The following is a 16991-nucleotide window of genomic DNA, read 5'->3' as shown; positions in this document are numbered from 1 at the left end:
TAAATCTCTTAATAAAATTTACATATTAAGAACACAAATTGTTACAATATTTAACAGACAAACTCTGAAGCTGTGGTAAAGCTAGATGAATGCTAAGACAGTTCCCCCAACTTCCCAACCAATGAAGCAAGACACTCATGTAAGTGAGTTTGCCAATTCACACGAACTTTCCAAGACTGAGCGAGTACCAGAAAATCGTGCGCTTGTTCAAGTTGTTAGTAGCTTACCAGACTCAGAGGAAACGCAAGAAAGTAAGGTGCTGGTTACTACAAAAACTGAGTCTGTAGCCATAGATTACAATCCCCAAGAGATAGAGGCGCATTACCAAAAAAGACCCCTGGAAGTTTTGCGGCGTATTATCACAGTTTTGATACCAACCATGACTTTTGCACTGGGGTTATGGTGGGATAGTAAGCGGGGAGTTGTCGTCAAAAATGACTTAAAGCGAGCAGTTCAACTACGAGAACTGTTAACTAGACTGGGACCAGCTTACATCAAAATTGGACAAGCTTTGTCCACTCGACCAGATCTTGTTCCTCCTATTTACCTGGAGGAACTGACTCAACTGCAAGACAAGTTACCAGCTTTTCCGAACGAAATTGCTTATCAGTTCATTAAGGAAGAGTTAGGGTTACCTCCGCAGGAGATTTACGTTGAACTCTCCACTGAACCAATTGCTGCAGCTTCCTTGGGTCAAGTTTATAAAGGAAAGCTGAGTTCTGGTGAAGAAGTTGCTGTTAAAGTCCAACGTCCAGACTTGAGAGAGCGGATTACGATTGATTTGTATATTCTACGCAAACTAGCTGCGTGGGCGAAGAAACAATTTAAACGGGTGCGGAGTGATCTTGTTGGTATCCTAGATGAATTAGGCGATCGCATCTTTGAAGAGATGGATTACATTCATGAGGGACAAAACGCTGAGCGCTTCTATCAGCTTTATGGTCACATGAAAGATGTTTACGTGCCAAAAATCTACTGGGAATACACCAATCGTCGCGTCTTAACAATGGAGTGGATTAATGGCGTTAAGTTAACCCAGACAGAAGAACTTCGCGACTTAGGCATAAATGCTCGTTATTTGATTGAAGTCGGTGTACAGTGTTCGCTACGCCAATTACTGGAACATGGATTTTTCCACGCAGATCCTCATCCTGGTAATTTACTCGCAACATTTGATGGTCAATTAGCTTATCTCGATTTTGGGATGATGAGCGAGATTCAGCCACAGCAGCGTTATGGTTTGATTGAAGCAATTGTTCACGTTGTCAACCGCGATTTTGACGGCTTGGCAAAAGACTACGTCAAGTTAGATTTCTTATCTCCAGAAACAGATTTAACACCAATTATTCCAGCTTTTGCTAACGTATTTGCTGATGCTCAAGGAGCTAGTGTTGCTGAGTTGAACATTAAAAGCATCACTGATGACCTCTCAGCTTTAATGTATGAATATCCCTTCCGCGTACCACCATACTATGCTCTGATTATTCGTTCTTTGGTGACTTTAGAAGGAATTGCGATTTATATTGATCCGAATTTCAAAGTTCTCAGTGAAGCTTATCCTTATGTTGCTAAACGCCTATTAACCGACCCAGCACCAGAGTTAAGAGCATCCTTACAAGACTTGCTGTTTAAAGAAAATAGATTTCGCTGGAATCGTTTAGAAAATTTGTTACGTAATGCTCGTAATAGTCAAGATTATGACTTTAACTTAGTCGCAAATCAGACAGTAGACTTTTTGTCTTCCGAACGCGGCGCTTTTATTCGCGACAAATTGGTAGATGAAATTGTTAAAGGATTTGATGCTTTAACAAAAAATGTTTTGCATAACTTTACTTATTTACTGCGCGAAAGAGTTGGGATAACAGCAGTCAATGAGACTCCTTCTGCGACTATCGAACAACAACAAACCTTGGATCATATCCAACGTATTCTGAACATTCTCCAACAAACTCGTGGTTTCGATCCTGCACAACTTGCACCTCAAATTGCTCAGTTATTATTCAATCCAGGAGTACAGCGTTTGGGTCAACAAGTTGCTAACCAGTTGGCGCAGAAAGCTGTCGCAAGGTTAATTCGCCAACTACTAGTATCAACAGAAGTCAATAGTGTTGAAGATAGTAATTTAGGTCAATCCAGAAGGTTATCTTTACCTGCTGCAAAAGTGTAGCTTCGGTTTCTTTGATTCAGATTTAGCCAAATGACGAGGTCTTACACGAAAAAAAATTGGCAGCCTTACTACTACGAGTACCCGTCTTGTCCCACCGATCAATCAAACAAAGGCTGCCAATTTTTTAGGGGACAAATGCGTGACCGCTTGAATACATGTCAAAACTAATGACTAAATCGGCATTTTGGCAACTGCACTAATTTTGTGAGCAGTATCGTTGGTGTTAATACGTTCTTGCACAAGAAATAACACAGCACAAGACCCAAACCTCCTCTTATCAATTAGCTATTGGGTCTTGTACTGCACGGCACCTGTCGTGTCATCCCCTAGGTGATAGCGTAGGGGATTTTTCTTTTAAAGATTATAACGAATAAATCAATTAACAGTTATAAATGTTTAAGAGGAACGGACTTAGTTCATCTAGAGTCTAATATATACGGCAAATAGCAATTGAAACAAATGAAAGCTTTTACTATCATGACATGCCTAGGAGTCGTTGGAGTAACAATCTTGGGTGTGACGATGGCGAACACAAATCCCAATCAAACGAAATATGAAGAGTATGCAGCACAAAGGCTGACCGAGTACTTGCAGAGCAATGTCTGCAAGAAAAGTCCAAATTTATTTGAAAATTTACTAAACTGGAACTGCGATAAACTACTAGAAGCAGCGAATCCGCGTATGAAGGAAATAATCTCCTTGAGTACAGAAAAACAAGATTTTATTATTTTTAGTATTTACCGTACAGATTTAAAACTTAATGATTTGATACCTTCTTATCAATTTGAAACGGTAGGAGCATTTGACAATTTCTACACATACAGTGCCCAAAAGCAATAGCTTACCCAAAAATAATAACAACTTTGGATAGAGCTACTCACAGAGCAACTCTTTCCCAGGATGAAGGTTTCAGCAAGCTGTTACAATTAACATTTTTTAATAGGTGGACAATATTTCCGGATTTCAAGAGTTTTATTCACGAACTCTTAATAAACTGGAACACAAACTTATTAAAGAAGGAGAAGGATTGTGTTTTTTCATAAGAAAGAAACAATTCAACCTGTTAAAATTGCTGATCCAAATCCACGTTTTGCTCAACTACTTCTAGAGCAATTTGGTGGTGCAACAGGTGAATTAACAGCAGCTTTGCAGTACTGGACGCAATCTTTACACTGCGAAAATCCTGGAATTCGGGATATGTTGCAAGATATTGCTCTCGAAGAGTTTAGCCATCTAGAAATGGTGGGTAGACTGATCGAAAGTCACACCAAAAATGCTGACCAAACCGAAGCTTACAAAAGTACCTTGTTTGCTGTGCGGGGTGTGGGACCTCACTTACTAGATAGTCAAGGTCAAGCTTGGTCAGCAGCTTATATTAATGAAGGTGGTGACGTAGTGCGTGATTTGCGTGCTGACATTGCTGCTGAAGCTGGGGCACGTCAAACTTACGAAGCTTTGATTAAGCTAGCTCCTGATGATGGAACCAAACAGGCACTTGTTCATCTTCTGACGCGGGAAGTCTCTCATACCCAAATGTTTATGAAAGCTTTAGATTCTTTGGGTAAGTTAACTGAGCCATTCTTTGGTAATATCCAACCCGATAACACTGTAGACATTTACTACAACTTGTCTACTAATGGTAAGGATGAGCGTGGTCCCTGGAATTCAGAACCCACTTTCCGTTACGTTGCTGATCCCGTTGCAGAAAAGTAGGTTGAGAAATCAGCCGCAATTTGACATTATTCTCAATTAAGCTCTACAACAGCCAGGAATTGACAGTTCCTGGCTCATAACTATCTATATAATCCAATTAATAGTTATATGTAATAATGAAACAAAACATTTGAGTAACATCCTTGCCAATGACATCTGCATATCTGCTGGTATCCCACGGAAGTCGTGATCCGCGTCCAGAAATTGCTATGCAACATCTGGTAGGACTGTTATGTCAGAAGATACGAAAAGATTTATCTGCTGTTGCAACTGGGCGTATAACTTCTCAACGAAAATGTGAAACCTTGATCGGTACTGCGTACTTGGAACTTAATCCTCAACCTTTACATCAGCAAATCATAAAATTTGCTAAGAATGCTTTAAATTCTGGATGTCATAGCATTAAAATTATACCACTATTCCTGCTCAGTGGAGTTCATGTGATGGAAGATATTCCAGAGCAAGTCGCACTGGCAGACCAAGCTCTTAGTCAAGATATCAAGATATTTTTGCAACCATACTTAGGTTGTCACCCTGCTTTAGAACGCTTGCTGGCGAAGCAATTGATAGCTACAAAAGCAGAAGCAAAAATTCTTTTAGCTCATGGTAGTCGTCGCCCTCAAGCGATCGCCCCAGTGGAAGCAATGGCGGCGAGAATAGGAGCAGTGGCTGCATACTTGAGTGTATCTCCCAGTTTAGAAGCGCAGGTGCAACATTTAGTAACTGCTGGCTATAAAAATTTACTGACAATACCATACTTTCTGTTTTCAGGTGGAATAACGGATGCTGTTGCTCGAAGACAACAAGAGTTAAAATTACATTTTCCTAAAGTAAATTTCCAACTTGCGGAGCCTTTAGGAGCAAGTGCAGAATTAGTAGAATTAATTTGGGATTTGTTAGAACAATGAACCGCGTTAGCGTTTGCGAAGCGCCCCTTTCGGGGCTAGCGTGTCCGCAGGACATAGACACAAAGGGTGCGAAGGAAGAAAACGAAGAGAGCAAGAGGAATTTGGGTAAGGTCTACCTCGTAGGCGCAGGACCGGGAGATCCGGGGTTAATGACTCTCAAGGGTAAGGGATTATTAGAGTGTGCAGATGTGGTCATCTATGATGCCTTGGTCAGTCCAGCAATTTTGGCAATGATAAATCCTGAAGCCGAGAAGATTAATGCTGGTAAGCGGCGAGGACGTCACTCTATTATACAGGAAGAAACAACACACTTGCTGATTGCTAAGGCGCAGGAGAATGCGATCGTTGTGCGACTCAAGGGGGGCGATCCGTTTATATTTGGTCGCGGTGGCGAAGAGATGGAAGAATTGGTAGAAGCTGGTATTCCTGTGGAAGTTGTGCCTGGTGTAACATCGGGAATAGCTGCTCCAGCTTATGCAGGTATACCTTTGACGCATCGGTTTTATAGTTCATCTGTCACTTTTGTGACTGGACATGAGTCTGCTGGTAAGTATCGTCCGGCAGTGAATTGGAATGCGATCGCCCACGGTTCAGAAACAATAGTGGTATACATGGGTATTCACAATCTATCTCATATTGTGGAGCAGTTAACTGAAGCCGGGTTGAGTTTAGAAACACCTATTGCTTTGGTACGTTGGGGTACACGACCAGAGCAGGAAGAATTGATTGGTCAGCTAGGAACAATTGTAGAGCAAGTCGAAGCAACTGGGTTTGAAGCGCCAGCAATTGTTGTGATTGGTGCAGTAGTTAAGATGCACGCAATGTTATCTAGTTGTCGTCCTGTTTAAGAGATTACGCCAAGGCGCAAAGGCGCAGAAGATGAGTGAGGAAGCTTAATTTATTTACTATTTACGGTACAAGTTGGATTATTCTACTGAGTTCGTCTGCTACGAAGTTTGATATGTGGGTATGATTTATCTTAGCTTGGTGGCAATCTCGTACTGCTATCAAAAAGCCTTTAATTTCCTGTCTATTCTTGGTTTTATCTTCTACGTCTGTCAGGAAATTAATCCAATGATTTTCGTCTGTACCATAAATATCTAACAAGCGGAATGCAGCAAGATATTCAGCTAAGGGATCGAGGGAAAAGCGGATTTCAGTTTTAGCTGGAGGGATAGTGCGGATAAGATGCAGGCGTTCTTCTAAATATTTAAGACGAGTTTTAGCATTGTCACCTCCCAATTTTTGCATCACATCTTTAATTTTGACATCTGCGGGTCGATAGGTTGCTTTAAGGGATTCCCAACCAAGGATTTTGGTATCTTGTTGGACGGTGGCGTCATCAAATTGCTCCTCTGTCACACTGGCGTTTAGCCTATTGATGTAGTCGAGTATCAAATTGGGAATAGATTCAGGCAAAGTATCGCGTTTTCCATCTTCATAGGCGACTATCATCTGTTCAGCATATAATTTTGCCAGTAGAAGGGTGATTTCTCGCTTATCAACCAGACGCGAAAGGTGGCTACAGCCATCAAGAAGTTCTGGATTAGTGAAGAAAATACGTTTTTCTCGCTTTTCTAGGTAGTCTTCCATAAACTTGACTAGCCCAGAACTCTCAATACCGCATGGCTTGAGGATACTATGGGTGACTTTGATATCTTCCCGGCGGCGTGAGGTTATCACCAGACTATTGACTAGAAAATCTGGAGACTGAGGCTTAATCTCCTGTTGCGTCGCCTCACTCATTTCTGAGAAATGATCTATAATCACCAAAATGCGACGCTGTTGTAGAAGGTGTTTGAGCAATTCTTCAGAAATGGGTGTAGCTTCATCAATTAAGTCTTGGAGTTGCCCACTAATTGCTTCCAGTAAAGGTTGTTTCCCTGTCTCAAGTTTGAAGTTCAGTTCTTCCTCTATTAAAACTGGTAGCATCTTGTGTTCACAAAGGCTTCCCTCGATTCCCCACTTGGCTATCTGACAAGCTAAGCTGGTTTTTCCGGTTCCCCCTTCACCGCAGATGAGTAAACAACCGCGATTTTTGTTGAAAGTTGACTGTAAAGAATTCCCGGTGAGGAAATTTATTTTTTTCTCATTCAAAATCGCAAGAACAGGAATGTGGATAGCGCGTTCGCCTACTGTATTTTTCTGCTGAAACTGCTGATAAGCTGTTGTGAGATATTTAGTTACCCATGCATCTAGAACTTTGTGGCGGTGACTAAAAAGACTGAAAAACAGTAAGTCACGAATTCGCACAGGCGCACCACCCCATGTTTCCGGTAGTTTAAATTCGTAAGGTTTGAGAAAATCGTTAATTCGTAGCAGCCATAGGGGACGGAATCGGATAATGAGGAACCACAAAGAAGGAAAGAAGACAAGGTAAATCGCCGTTCCTAATAGCCATTGATTTTTGAAAATTGACTCAAATGTTTTTCTCAGTGAGATTGAACGGATTTCTTTTTCAGCTTTCAAAGCACTGAGAGGACGACGAACACGTGCTATGTTTTTGTCTATGAAAGAATCATGAGGAAATTTGGTTTTGTTATATTCTAAAGCCCGTAATGCTTCCTCCAAGTCTGATATTGCTTGTTGCAACTGTGAGTCCGATAATATTTTTGCCTTGTCCTGAAGTTCACCAGCTATATTCTCCAGACTCTCACCAATATACCAGCGAACTCGTCCATTTCTGTTACCCCGTAACATGGGAACGAGGGGACGAATAGCTGGTAAACCTATTTTTGTGATAGCATCAGCCGCGCCCCGGCGAATCTGCTTATTTTTTTCGCCTTCTAATTTTAACTTCTCAATCAGTGGTGCTATTTTCGTATCAGCGGACGTTTGCGCTGTGCAAGAAGTGCTGCTAAAAAGCAAGATTTCGGAACCGTATAGCAATGTCACTGCAATCTGAGAAGCGATGACGCTTAAACCAATCCTTCGGAAAAGATTTCGACAAGTGTGTGTAGCCACGGACATACTTTTCAGCTAGTATCTAGCCTTTGTTATACATCCAAAGAATTGTTCTTTCCGGATATTTGCTTATTTCCGGTTCAAAACTAGCGGCTTCACACGCAGCTATTGAGAGAATCTGCTAACTTATGGGTAATCTTTGTTGGTAAACTATCAATCTGATGAGTGAGTATCAAGGTTTTTGACTGTCGCCATGCTTGTAAGGCTAACTGCGTAATTTCTTCAACTTCTTCTGCTGCTTCTAATTGTTCAGTTATGGATTTACAAAGCAGAGTAAAAGGTTGTAGCTGAAGCATTTCCCCTAAACCACCCAACTCTATTGCCATAAGAGTCACTTCGTCCTGTAAAACAGACTTTTCACTATTTAAAATCAATGATTCTAGACGTTGTAGACAGTCTTCGACTTCTGTTTGAAATAGTAAAGAAATAATGTCTTGCAGTTCATTGTCAGGTGATAGAATCGTGAGATTTTCCTCAGAAACTAAATCGCCCAAACGCTCTTGTAACTCTTCAAAAACTGGATAACAAAAAGTGGCTAACCATTGTTCATCGATGGTATAACCTTCTAAATGTAGTTTCAGTATCTGACGCAGCCAATCGACTCCAGCTAAAAGTAAACTTTGCAAATCAATATCAAGTTCTAAAGAGTCTTTCTGAGTTGTTAACACTTTAAAAGAATCTTCTAAACGGTGAGCTAAAGCACTTAAAGTCCGAAATCCCATCATTCCTGCTCCACCTTTTATAGAATGAGCAGCTTTCACTCCAGCATTAATTTTTTGTAGAGCGATTTGACGATTAAATTTGACTTCTAATAAAACAGCTTCCAAAGTATTGAGAGAGTCAATTGCTGACTCTATAAATTGCAATTGGGTTTCTAGTTCTTTGTCTTGTAACATAGTATTTGTTCTTCAATAGTTATAAATTCCCTTGCAAAGTGAACACCTTTGACGTGTGTTCTGCACTTACAAGGGGTTAAAAATTCAAAATATGGCACTTCGTACCACAAAGGAGCGATCAAAATTATCAACCTCCCCCATCATAAATTTAGGGGATTGAAGCAATGTGAGATAGTATAAAGTATGAAAAAATACAAAATACTTTCCCTATTTTGGACTATTAATAATTGTTTATCTTGCTAGAAAAATCCTGTAAATAAGAACTCATATTCAGAATTCAGAATGCAATGAGTGGGGTATTGAGTAATCTCCAAGTTGTTTAGGGTTTGTATTACGACAAGTATAATATTTGAACTATTCATACAGAAATTCAAATTTACATTGCCATTCATTAAGCAGCTATTCTTTTAGCTGTATAGGCATCAGTACTCTGCTTTATCTTTTACAAACAGTTAATTTTTGAATTCTTCTAACTGTAAAGAATAGATATTTAACTTTTGATGAGCCTGATATATTTTGAAGCTAATATAAAAAGAAAAACTGCTCATCATGAGCATTCTTTAAAAACTAATTGTCAAGTTTTCGTTTGATTTTTAAAGTCAGCAGAGGCACACCATAGTGCGCAAAGAGAAGACATGAATTAGATAAATCATTTTATAGAATCGCAGGGATTAACCCAATTCATACTAAACTATTGAAATCCAAAACCAGCTACAACAGACGAAGTTTAGCACAAGTGTTACATGACTTATAAACCTTCGATATGATGAAAGACAACTTTTAGCAAATCTACCTGTGTAAAAGGCTTGGTTAGATAGCCTGTCGCTCTAACCATCTTTGCTTTTGCTCTGTCTATTATTCCTGTTCTACCCGTAACCATAATCACTGGCGTATTTTGAAAATATGAATGTTTTCGTAACAAAGAACACAGTTCATAGCCATCTAAACTTGGCATTTCAATGTCTAGTAAAATGAGGTCAGGTTTGACACGGATAATTTGCATTAACGCTTTTAAAGAATCATTGATTGCAATCACAGAAAACATTTTGTCATCTAAGAAATTACTGATTGAATTGATGATGACAGGACTATCATCAATGCAAACAATTTTATAAACTTTTACTTCAGATGACTTTTGATAATTCTGCTGCTGTTTACCATCGTTATTCTTAACTTCTGTCGTCTGCGCACTGTTTGTATTTGTAAACTTTTGCTCAGTTTTTTTTTGTGGCTGCCAGATTTTTGATGCAAAAGAGTAAAAGCGCTGTCGTTTACTTCGTGATTTCGTATTTCCTTGATTTTGTGAGTAATATTGACATTTTTCGACTATCAAGCATAAATCTAGATGACAGAACTTTGGCATATCATTTATGAAACTCTCAGAGGTAAATTCGTAACTTCCCTCTTTTATCTTCAGAAATGGCTCAAGCACTTCTATTGCTAATTGTTCTATCAACACTCCAGCTTGAGCAGGAGTTATATACTTTTGATTCACTAACCAGCAAATAGCTAAATAATCTGGATTTAGTATTTCTTGATTGTCAAGCCCTGCGTTAAATACTGTCTGCAATTGTTTAGAAATTCCACGATTAATAGTAGGAAATTGCTCACTTAAACGCTCTAAATGTCTGTCAATTAAATCAAACATTTTATCTGTATAGCAAGCATAAATCAGTTTCCCTTCATCTAAATAGATTGACCAAGAAACTGACGGACTAAAAACTTGCCAACAACCAGTAAGAGGTTTGCTGGTCATTTTTCCTAGTAGAGATAATGGCTGTAATGTTTGAAAAAATCTGTATCTACCAATAGGAAGTGTCGTCATATTCATAAATCAATAATTTTCGACAGAAAGAATGATTTGGACATGAAGATAAGTACTTGTGGCTGTATAGTAGAAAAAATATGCTATTGATAACTAGTAACTTAGTCTCTATATTGTTGCCACAAACTTTACTTTCTCTGATTAAGAAGTCGTTTCAGCATGACTTATACCTGTTTATAAAAAGCAAGTACACAAGTAAGCCTATAGTACTCAATTGCTGAAAACGAAGAGTGCTCCCCGTCAGGGAGAGTGATGTTTGGAGATGCTTAATTCCTGGTAAATTTTGTAGCTTTGCTGGTTTTGAGTTTTGCTCAGTTCTGCTGCTTCTTATGACAGTCAGGGAGAAATAACGGATGGCTTGCGCACCAGAGTTTAAGCTACTTATCTAACGATTGTACTGAGTTATACTGAGGAGTACATTCAGTCAAAATCAATGAACAATTATCAATGATCCCACGACTTCAGAATCAATCAACAATGAACAATGAGCATTTATAAAATCGATAATTGATAATTGATAACTGAAAATTAACAAGGTAATTGGTCATAAGGTTTACCGCATAATGAGGGATGAAAGTAAGTTTGCAAAGCGGACAACTATTTCTCAAACAGAGCTTTATAAACTATTTTTAAAAACCAAAAAAGGAATTACTGATATCTTTGTCAACAACAAGAGGCATGTTTTCATCTTACCTACCATTGCCATTAGACGGCTGTCCACCAACTTTTCTTTCACCTAAGTAGATGATTGTTTGAACGACAAGAATGGTAAACTCATAGTAATAATGACTGTAATAATAACTCATACAGCAACGTTACGCCATGAGAGCCAAAGGTCACTGTTTCATAACAAGGTAATTTCATCATACGTAGCGGTAACACAATGTGACGTTGTTTTGTAATGAATCGTCACCCTGGAGAGGTTTGAGTGCCACATTCAGAAATGTCCAGTGGTACTCAACTTGTCGAGTACATACCAGAGAAAATAGAAAGTTTTAGTGAGTGGGTAGATGGTAAATAGCATACTCACTAACATTTAGATTACTATAATTTTCATCAAAAAGTTAAAAAATGTATGAAAAGTACTACAAGTAAGTGAAAAAAGCATGAAAAATTGCATTTGTTCCAGTCTAGTTTGTCAGAGAATTTGAAACTGTTAATAATTTCAGTGCTTGTACTTAAGTAACCTAACAAAAAAGATAAAATTCATGAAAATTTTATGTATTTCAGTGTATAAAATGAAAAAAATATAAGTCTTTGGACAAATAAAAGTATGAAATACTACCAGTACTTTGGCAATCATCAAAGGGTATAAAACTTTTGTATACAAATACTTCTTTCGGTAGTCTAAAATGAGCTATAACCCTGCGTACGTCTATTTCCTTCGCATCTTCTGCATTCTCTAGGGTTAATTCTTAGATGATGTTCTGGCAAGAAGCGAGTAAGAATAAAAATATATTGATGACTAGTAAATACGAAGTCAACTATAAAGAAAAAAATATACACTCAATCTACCTTACTCAGGCGATTGGCAAATTTATGTAGATTTCATGAAGCCAATACAGTTGGGGAACATCTTAAACAATGAACAAACTGATTGAATACGAAGAAGCTAATGACGAAGTTCGTTTAGTCTACGATGACATTCGCGTGATTCGTAAGACTGACTACATTAACAATTTCTGGAAAGCCATAGCGAACCATCCTCCCACTCTACGGCGAACGTGGGAAACAGTCAAAGAAGTGATGACTAGCCCTGGCGAACTCGATCCTCTGATGCGCGAACTGATTTACATTGCTGTGAGTGTGACAAATGGTTGCGAGTACTGTATCGCCTCACACACAGCAGCAGCGCATGCAAAAGGGATGAGCGATGTCATGTTTGGCGAACTGATGGGAATTATTGCTACAGCCAATACAACCAATCGCCTTGCCAACGGTTACCAAATTCCAGTAGATGAGCAATTCAAGACGTAAGGACTTATCCTTACCTCATGCTGTTTCTATGATCAAATTTTGATCAGCAATTCCAACGAAATGATCAACTTTTAGTAAAAGGGAAAAGGTAAAAAGTCAAATGATTTCTTTTTTCTCTTTTCTTTTTTCCTTTTCCTTACTTTATACCTGATGCTTATTTAATATTAGCTCTAGCATCCCTAACTGCAGCAACGAAAAATAATCCTGTCAGTGGAATGCTTATTGCTAGAATGATTGCAGTTGTTTGAGTACCGAAGTCTGGTTGTCCAGAAGCGAGTTCAAACATTGAACCGACTGCGGCTATAGCTGTAATACAAGAACCAGCCAAGAATAAACCGCTTTTTGGAGTCATTATATTCACTATCTAACTACCTCATTTTATTGGTTTTACAGCCTGATGTGAAAACCCATGCTTAGAGAGCTCTTGCGTCAAAGCTAAAGAGTTTTCTACACGATCTACAAATACCACGCCGTTGAGGTGATCCATCTCGTGCTGAATGCAACGTCCAAGTAAATCTCCAGCTTTTAATGTTCGGGGATGCCCATGTTCGTCTTTGTAAGCAATTTCGACAACTTGCGGACGCTTGACATCCATGTAGACTCCTGGGATACTCAAACATCCTTCTTGCGCCACGCAGATCTCACGGCTGAACTGTTTGATAGTGGGGTTAATTAATACCAGTGGTGGGTTAGCTGGGTTATCCGGTTCGCAGTCGATGACAATCAGTTGTTTATGAACTCCCACTTGAGGTGCAGCCAAACCAATGCCATCCTTGCTGTACATAGTTTGCAGCATTTCACGTATCGTTTGACGAATTTCTTCGTCTACTTTAGATACGCGCTTTGCTCCTTGACGAAGAACGCGATCGCCTAAGTAATGAAGTTCTAATGGCGGTTTTTGTAACTTTTTCTTTTCAACAGCGATTTCTATGGGCATGGTCCTGTAACTCACGTGTGTGGGCTAGGTTTTAATATATTCTGAGTTCTTTAATCTTAACAATTCCAGTCCCGTAGCTAAATTGGGTAAAACCCATCATCACCGAATGCAATGCCTACACCTACCTAAACTTTCTCTTGTGTTTTTATCGGTGATGTAGGTAGCCTGTCAAAGCAACTGTGCAGGCTGAACGATCTGTTGAGAAACCCGGTAACTTTATCGAAACCGGGTTTGTGTACCCGGCGAAGTTCCTGTGGTGAAACACTAGTTTAAACGCCAGAAAAAAGTCAAACTTCCAGGCGGAGGTACACTCAAACCGGCGTGTGTGCTTCTTGAGGAGAGGGTTATTTCATACTACGGGCGATCGCCACCAATTCATCTCGACTGAGTTCGTTGGTAAAGGACTTACGCACCATCTGCTAGAAACTCGGTTTCTTCGTTCGTATTTGGTTGCGAAACAGACGATTTTTCGTATAAACCGGGTTTCTTTGCGTAAGTCCTGTTATAAAGGACTTTGTGATATTAATAAGTAGAATCTACATCTTCCTTTGTAATTAATGTATAATTACCATAAAATAACACATTTTGCTATACAAACTTGTGATGATAGATTGCTTTGGGATACATGGATGTCTATGTTCCATTTTCCTACACTGACTGTTGCAGACGAAGTCGGGCTATTTCCTTTTCTAGATGAAGCTCCAGCAACAGCTGAAGATGTAGCAAAAAAGTTGTCTTTAGGAGGACGTGCGACTGAGGCGCTTTTGGGAGTATTAGCATCACTAGGTTATCTCGTGCAGCACAACGGCAAATTTCACTTACCCGATTCATGTAAAAATTATTACTTACAAACAGTCCTTACTACTGGGGTGGTATATTGCATTTTATGCGAACGACTCCACTATCGCACTCAACATTGCTAGAAGCTCTACGCAAGGACAAATCAACTATCTACGAACAGAAAGATATCTGGGAAACTCACGAAGTAGAACTGGAACAAGCTAGAGTCTTTACCCGACATATGCACAGCCAGACAGTCTCTCCCGCATTAGGCGCTGCATTGCGAGGTAACTTTGAAGGTGTAAACCGTCTTCTCGATATTGGAGGTGGCTCTGGAGCCTTTTGTTTTGCCTTGGCTCAACGCTACCCACAAATACGTTGCACTATTTTGGAATTGCCAACAGTATGTCAGATTGCAGAAGAAGAATACATTGCTCAAGCTGGATTGCAAGACCAAGTAGACACATACGCTCTGGATTTTTTCAAAGACCCTTTTCCGAATGGTTACGATGCAATTTTATTTAGTAATATCTTTCATGATTGGGGTTGGCAAAAGTGTCTGTATTTGGCTCGACGCAGCTTTGAAGCATTACCATCAGGAGGTCACATTTACCTTCACGAAATATTACTATCGGATACGAAAGATAGCCCCGTGGTTGCTACTTCATTTTCAATGTGCATGATCTGGGTGACTGAAGGTAAGCAATTCACAGCAGGAGAACTTGAGCAAATTCTGACAGAATGTGGATTTGAAGATATATCAGTCACCCCAACCTATGGCTACTATTCACTTATAACCGCAAGAAAACCATGAGTTAGTTTTGGTGATTGATTAAAACAAGGAGGTGCTGAACTTGCAGTCTGCGCCTCAGTATCTTTGGAGAACACGTTGAGTTATTTTTTTACTTCAATATTCATTCCCGTAGTCATGATATGTAGATATTTCTCTGGCTATCTATCATGCTTTCGGGTATAAAAGATACTGTTGTTTTCTCAAAAACACTGAGGTATCAAATGCCGAGGTTGATCACTAAACTTGACTATCTGCTCAAAGAAACCTTCTTGGGTTTGCAACGTGGTGGATGGATGAACTGGGCAGCTGTCAGTACTGTGACTGTTTTACTATTCTTATTTGGTATAAGCCTGCAAACTTCTTGGCAATTAGAAAAACTGCTCAATCATTTTGGTAGCCAGTTGGAAGTCTCTGTCTATCTTAAGCCAGATACAAGGGCAGCAGTGATTTTGCCACAAGTCGCAACAATGCCACAAGTAGAAGATATTAAAACAATTACCAAAGAGCAAGCTTGGAAAAAATTAGTCCAAGAATTAGGGATTTCTGATATTGAAGGTGCAACTGAGCAACTTGGTCATAATCCTTTAGTAGATGAATTGAAAGTCAAAGCACGCAATTCTTCTGCTGTGCCAACTTTAGCAAAGCAACTGGCAAAGTTACAAGGAGTTGACGCTGTACAGTATGTGGATCAAGCTGTCAAAAAAATCGCCCAATTACATAAAGCTTTAAACTGGGTGTCACTGACGATTACAATTGTTTTTACCTTAACTGCAGTTAGTGTGACTTCAACAACCATTCGCCTCATTGTCATAGCCCGTCGTCGGGAAATTGAAGTTATGCAACTTGTGGGCGCAACTTCAGCATGGATTTATCTGCCATTTATCTTACAAGGAGTGACTTGTGGCTTTCTTGGCGGTGCGACTGCTTCGGGTTTCATCATCTGCACTCAACAGCTTCTTAACAAGTGGTTAGTCAATCAACCTGAGTTTCTTCGATTTCTGAGCAACGGTATGCAACTCAGTCTGTTACAAACTTTACTATTGCCTTTGATTCTCCTCTTTTTTGGAACAGTAGTCGGACTATTAGGGAGTCTTTTTGCTTTGTGGCGATTTGCAAAAAGCTAGGATTTATGAATGATGAATAATCACAAAATTTACTTTTTATAAGCTATAATATATCGTCCATAGCTCAAAACTCTAACTTATGCGATCGCAGTGGGAAGCTTTACTAAACAACCTGGGTGAATGGCAGAGTTCATTTACCCGTTTCTCGCCTCAAGGTGAAATTCTAGAAGATATTCCCAGTGTCGTTTCCTTGCAAGGGTTAAACAACAACCAAACTATCCGCCAAACTATCCGCTTGGCGGGAAATGAAAAAATTTTAGAATATTCGTCCTTAGGACGCGGTATTCTGTTGTTTGAGAATGGAGCGTTTTCTCAAGGTTCTATCCAACTTGGTCCATTTTCCGAATTTGGGGCAGAATTTGGTTTCATTTCCGAAAATCGCCGCTTACGCCTAGTTCAGTTGTTTGACAAAAACCTCCAGCTAAACCAATTTACCCTGATTCGAGAACATCTGGCTGGAACTCAACCAGTACAAAATCCACCTTTAAAAGTCGATGACCTTCTGGGAGAATGGCAGGGTGAAGCAGTGACAATATATCCAGATTGGCGTTCTACCCAAAGTTACTCCACCAAAATGCAACTACAACTTGATGGCGCTGGACGATTAACGCAAAGTTTAACCTTTGACCAACACACAATCACTTCAACAGCAATTGTAAAAGACTCTATCATCCACTTTAACCAAGATCCACAAAAGCAGATACAAGTTCTACTTCTCCCTGATGGTGCTTCTGCGACTTCTCCACTCAAACTGCAATTACGTCAACCATTTTTTCTTGAGGTTGGTTGGCTTATCCAACCGAATTTACGACAACGGATGATTCGCAACTACAGCGATAAAGGCGAATGGGTTAGCTTGACTTTAGTCACAGAACGTCGGTGAACTACCTACACCGACCTGAGTACA

Annotated in this window: 14 protein-coding genes and 1 pseudogene; 10 read left to right on the top strand and 5 right to left on the bottom strand. The window is 39.6% G+C overall.

Annotation, left to right across the window (positions count from 1 at the left end):
• Positions 1-85 precede the first annotated feature (85 nt).
• The 5 genes from DP117_RS11540 (at position 86) to cobA (ending at position 5636) form a co-directional block, all read left to right on the top strand.
• Positions 86-2167 carry an AarF/ABC1/UbiB kinase family protein gene (locus DP117_RS11540; protein ID WP_169218445.1) on the top strand — a complete coding sequence of 694 codons (2082 nt, stop codon included), beginning with the start codon at positions 86-88 and terminating at the stop codon, positions 2165-2167.
• A gap of 459 nt (positions 2168-2626) precedes the next feature.
• On the top strand, positions 2627-3007 hold the full coding sequence (locus tag DP117_RS11535) for a DUF4359 domain-containing protein (protein WP_169218444.1): 381 nt from the start codon (positions 2627-2629) through the stop codon (positions 3005-3007).
• Between the two features lie 189 nt (positions 3008-3196).
• Positions 3197-3880: a manganese catalase family protein gene (locus DP117_RS11530; RefSeq protein WP_169218443.1), complete on the top strand. Its 684-nt coding sequence runs from the start codon at positions 3197-3199 to the stop codon at positions 3878-3880.
• A 149-nt stretch (positions 3881-4029) separates the two neighbouring features.
• Positions 4030-4788 (top strand): sirohydrochlorin chelatase, encoded by a 759-nt coding sequence (locus DP117_RS11525; protein WP_169218442.1) that lies wholly within the window; start codon positions 4030-4032, stop codon positions 4786-4788.
• A gap of 101 nt (positions 4789-4889) precedes the next feature.
• On the top strand, positions 4890-5636 hold the full coding sequence (gene cobA, locus DP117_RS11520) for a uroporphyrinogen-III C-methyltransferase (RefSeq protein ID WP_211176050.1): 747 nt from the start codon (positions 4890-4892) through the stop codon (positions 5634-5636).
• A 61-nt stretch (positions 5637-5697) separates the two neighbouring features.
• Here the strand turns inward: cobA and DP117_RS11515 are convergent, their stop codons facing one another.
• From DP117_RS11515 to DP117_RS11505, 3 genes and pseudogenes are all read right to left on the bottom strand, one after another.
• On the bottom strand, positions 5698-7752 hold the full coding sequence (locus tag DP117_RS11515) for an NACHT domain-containing protein (protein ID WP_169218441.1): 2055 nt from the start codon (positions 7750-7752) through the stop codon (positions 5698-5700).
• Positions 7753-7886: 134 nt separating this feature from the next.
• Positions 7887-8648, bottom strand: a pseudogene (locus DP117_RS11510) (Hpt domain-containing protein); the annotation flags it as partial.
• Between the two features lie 748 nt (positions 8649-9396).
• Complete coding sequence (locus DP117_RS11505) at positions 9397-10473, bottom strand: response regulator (protein ID WP_169218439.1); 1077 nt, start codon at positions 10471-10473, stop codon at positions 9397-9399.
• Between the two features lie 1584 nt (positions 10474-12057).
• Here DP117_RS11505 and DP117_RS11500 point away from each other — a divergent pair.
• Positions 12058-12450, top strand: a complete 393-nt coding sequence (locus tag DP117_RS11500; RefSeq protein ID WP_169218438.1) for a carboxymuconolactone decarboxylase family protein — start codon at positions 12058-12060, stop codon at positions 12448-12450.
• 154 nt (positions 12451-12604) lie between these two features.
• Here the strand turns inward: DP117_RS11500 and DP117_RS11495 are convergent, their stop codons facing one another.
• A complete protein-coding gene (locus tag DP117_RS11495) occupies positions 12605-12802 on the bottom strand; it encodes a hypothetical protein (RefSeq protein ID WP_169218437.1) in 198 nt (65 codons plus the stop codon).
• A gap of 21 nt (positions 12803-12823) precedes the next feature.
• On the bottom strand, positions 12824-13387 hold the full coding sequence (gene def / locus DP117_RS11490) for a peptide deformylase (protein ID WP_169218436.1): 564 nt from the start codon (positions 13385-13387) through the stop codon (positions 12824-12826).
• 629 nt (positions 13388-14016) lie between these two features.
• On the opposite strand from def, the gene DP117_RS35365 reads away from it, so the two are divergent.
• The 4 genes from DP117_RS35365 (at position 14017) to DP117_RS11475 (ending at position 16967) form a co-directional block, all read left to right on the top strand.
• Positions 14017-14310 (top strand): methyltransferase dimerization domain-containing protein, encoded by a 294-nt coding sequence (locus DP117_RS35365; RefSeq protein ID WP_211176049.1) that lies wholly within the window; start codon positions 14017-14019, stop codon positions 14308-14310.
• Positions 14274-14981, top strand: a complete 708-nt coding sequence (locus DP117_RS11485) for a methyltransferase (RefSeq protein WP_211176048.1) — start codon at positions 14274-14276, stop codon at positions 14979-14981. The genes DP117_RS35365 and DP117_RS11485 overlap by 37 nt, the downstream gene beginning before the upstream one ends.
• Before the next feature lie 200 nt (positions 14982-15181).
• Positions 15182-16084, top strand: a complete 903-nt coding sequence (locus tag DP117_RS11480) for an ABC transporter permease (protein ID WP_169218435.1) — start codon at positions 15182-15184, stop codon at positions 16082-16084.
• 79 nt (positions 16085-16163) lie between these two features.
• Positions 16164-16967, top strand: coding sequence for a DUF3598 family protein (locus DP117_RS11475; RefSeq protein ID WP_169218434.1), 804 nt, complete (start codon positions 16164-16166; stop codon positions 16965-16967).
• Positions 16968-16991: the final 24 nt, after the last annotated feature.

This window comes from Brasilonema sp. UFV-L1, from assembly GCF_012912105.1.
In the GTDB taxonomy this organism is placed as follows: Bacteria; Cyanobacteriota; Cyanobacteriia; order Cyanobacteriales; family Nostocaceae; genus Brasilonema.
Note: the sequence above shows the minus strand (reverse complement) of the source record. Positions and strands in the feature narration are given on the sequence as shown.

Bases quoted from the DNA above. Each gene is read 5' to 3' on its own strand.
- DP117_RS11475 (WP_169218434.1), top strand. From the start codon at position 16,164: ATGCGATCGCAGTGGGAAGCTTTACTAAACAACCTGGGTGAATGGCAG.
- DP117_RS11525 (WP_169218442.1), top strand. From the start codon at position 4,030: ATGACATCTGCATATCTGCTGGTATCCCACGGAAGTCGTGATCCGCGT.
- DP117_RS11495 (WP_169218437.1), bottom strand. From the start codon at position 12,802: ATGACTCCAAAAAGCGGTTTATTCTTGGCTGGTTCTTGTATTACAGCT.
- DP117_RS11535 (WP_169218444.1), top strand. From the start codon at position 2,627: ATGAAAGCTTTTACTATCATGACATGCCTAGGAGTCGTTGGAGTAACA.
- def (WP_169218436.1), bottom strand. From the start codon at position 13,387: ATGCCCATAGAAATCGCTGTTGAAAAGAAAAAGTTACAAAAACCGCCA.
- DP117_RS11540 (WP_169218445.1), top strand. From the start codon at position 86: ATGAATGCTAAGACAGTTCCCCCAACTTCCCAACCAATGAAGCAAGAC.
- DP117_RS11480 (WP_169218435.1), top strand. From the start codon at position 15,182: ATGCCGAGGTTGATCACTAAACTTGACTATCTGCTCAAAGAAACCTTC.
- DP117_RS11500 (WP_169218438.1), top strand. From the start codon at position 12,058: ATGAACAAACTGATTGAATACGAAGAAGCTAATGACGAAGTTCGTTTA.
- DP117_RS11505 (WP_169218439.1), bottom strand. From the start codon at position 10,473: ATGACGACACTTCCTATTGGTAGATACAGATTTTTTCAAACATTACAG.
- DP117_RS11485 (WP_211176048.1), top strand. From the start codon at position 14,274: ATGCGAACGACTCCACTATCGCACTCAACATTGCTAGAAGCTCTACGC.
- DP117_RS35365 (WP_211176049.1), top strand. From the start codon at position 14,017: ATGTCTATGTTCCATTTTCCTACACTGACTGTTGCAGACGAAGTCGGG.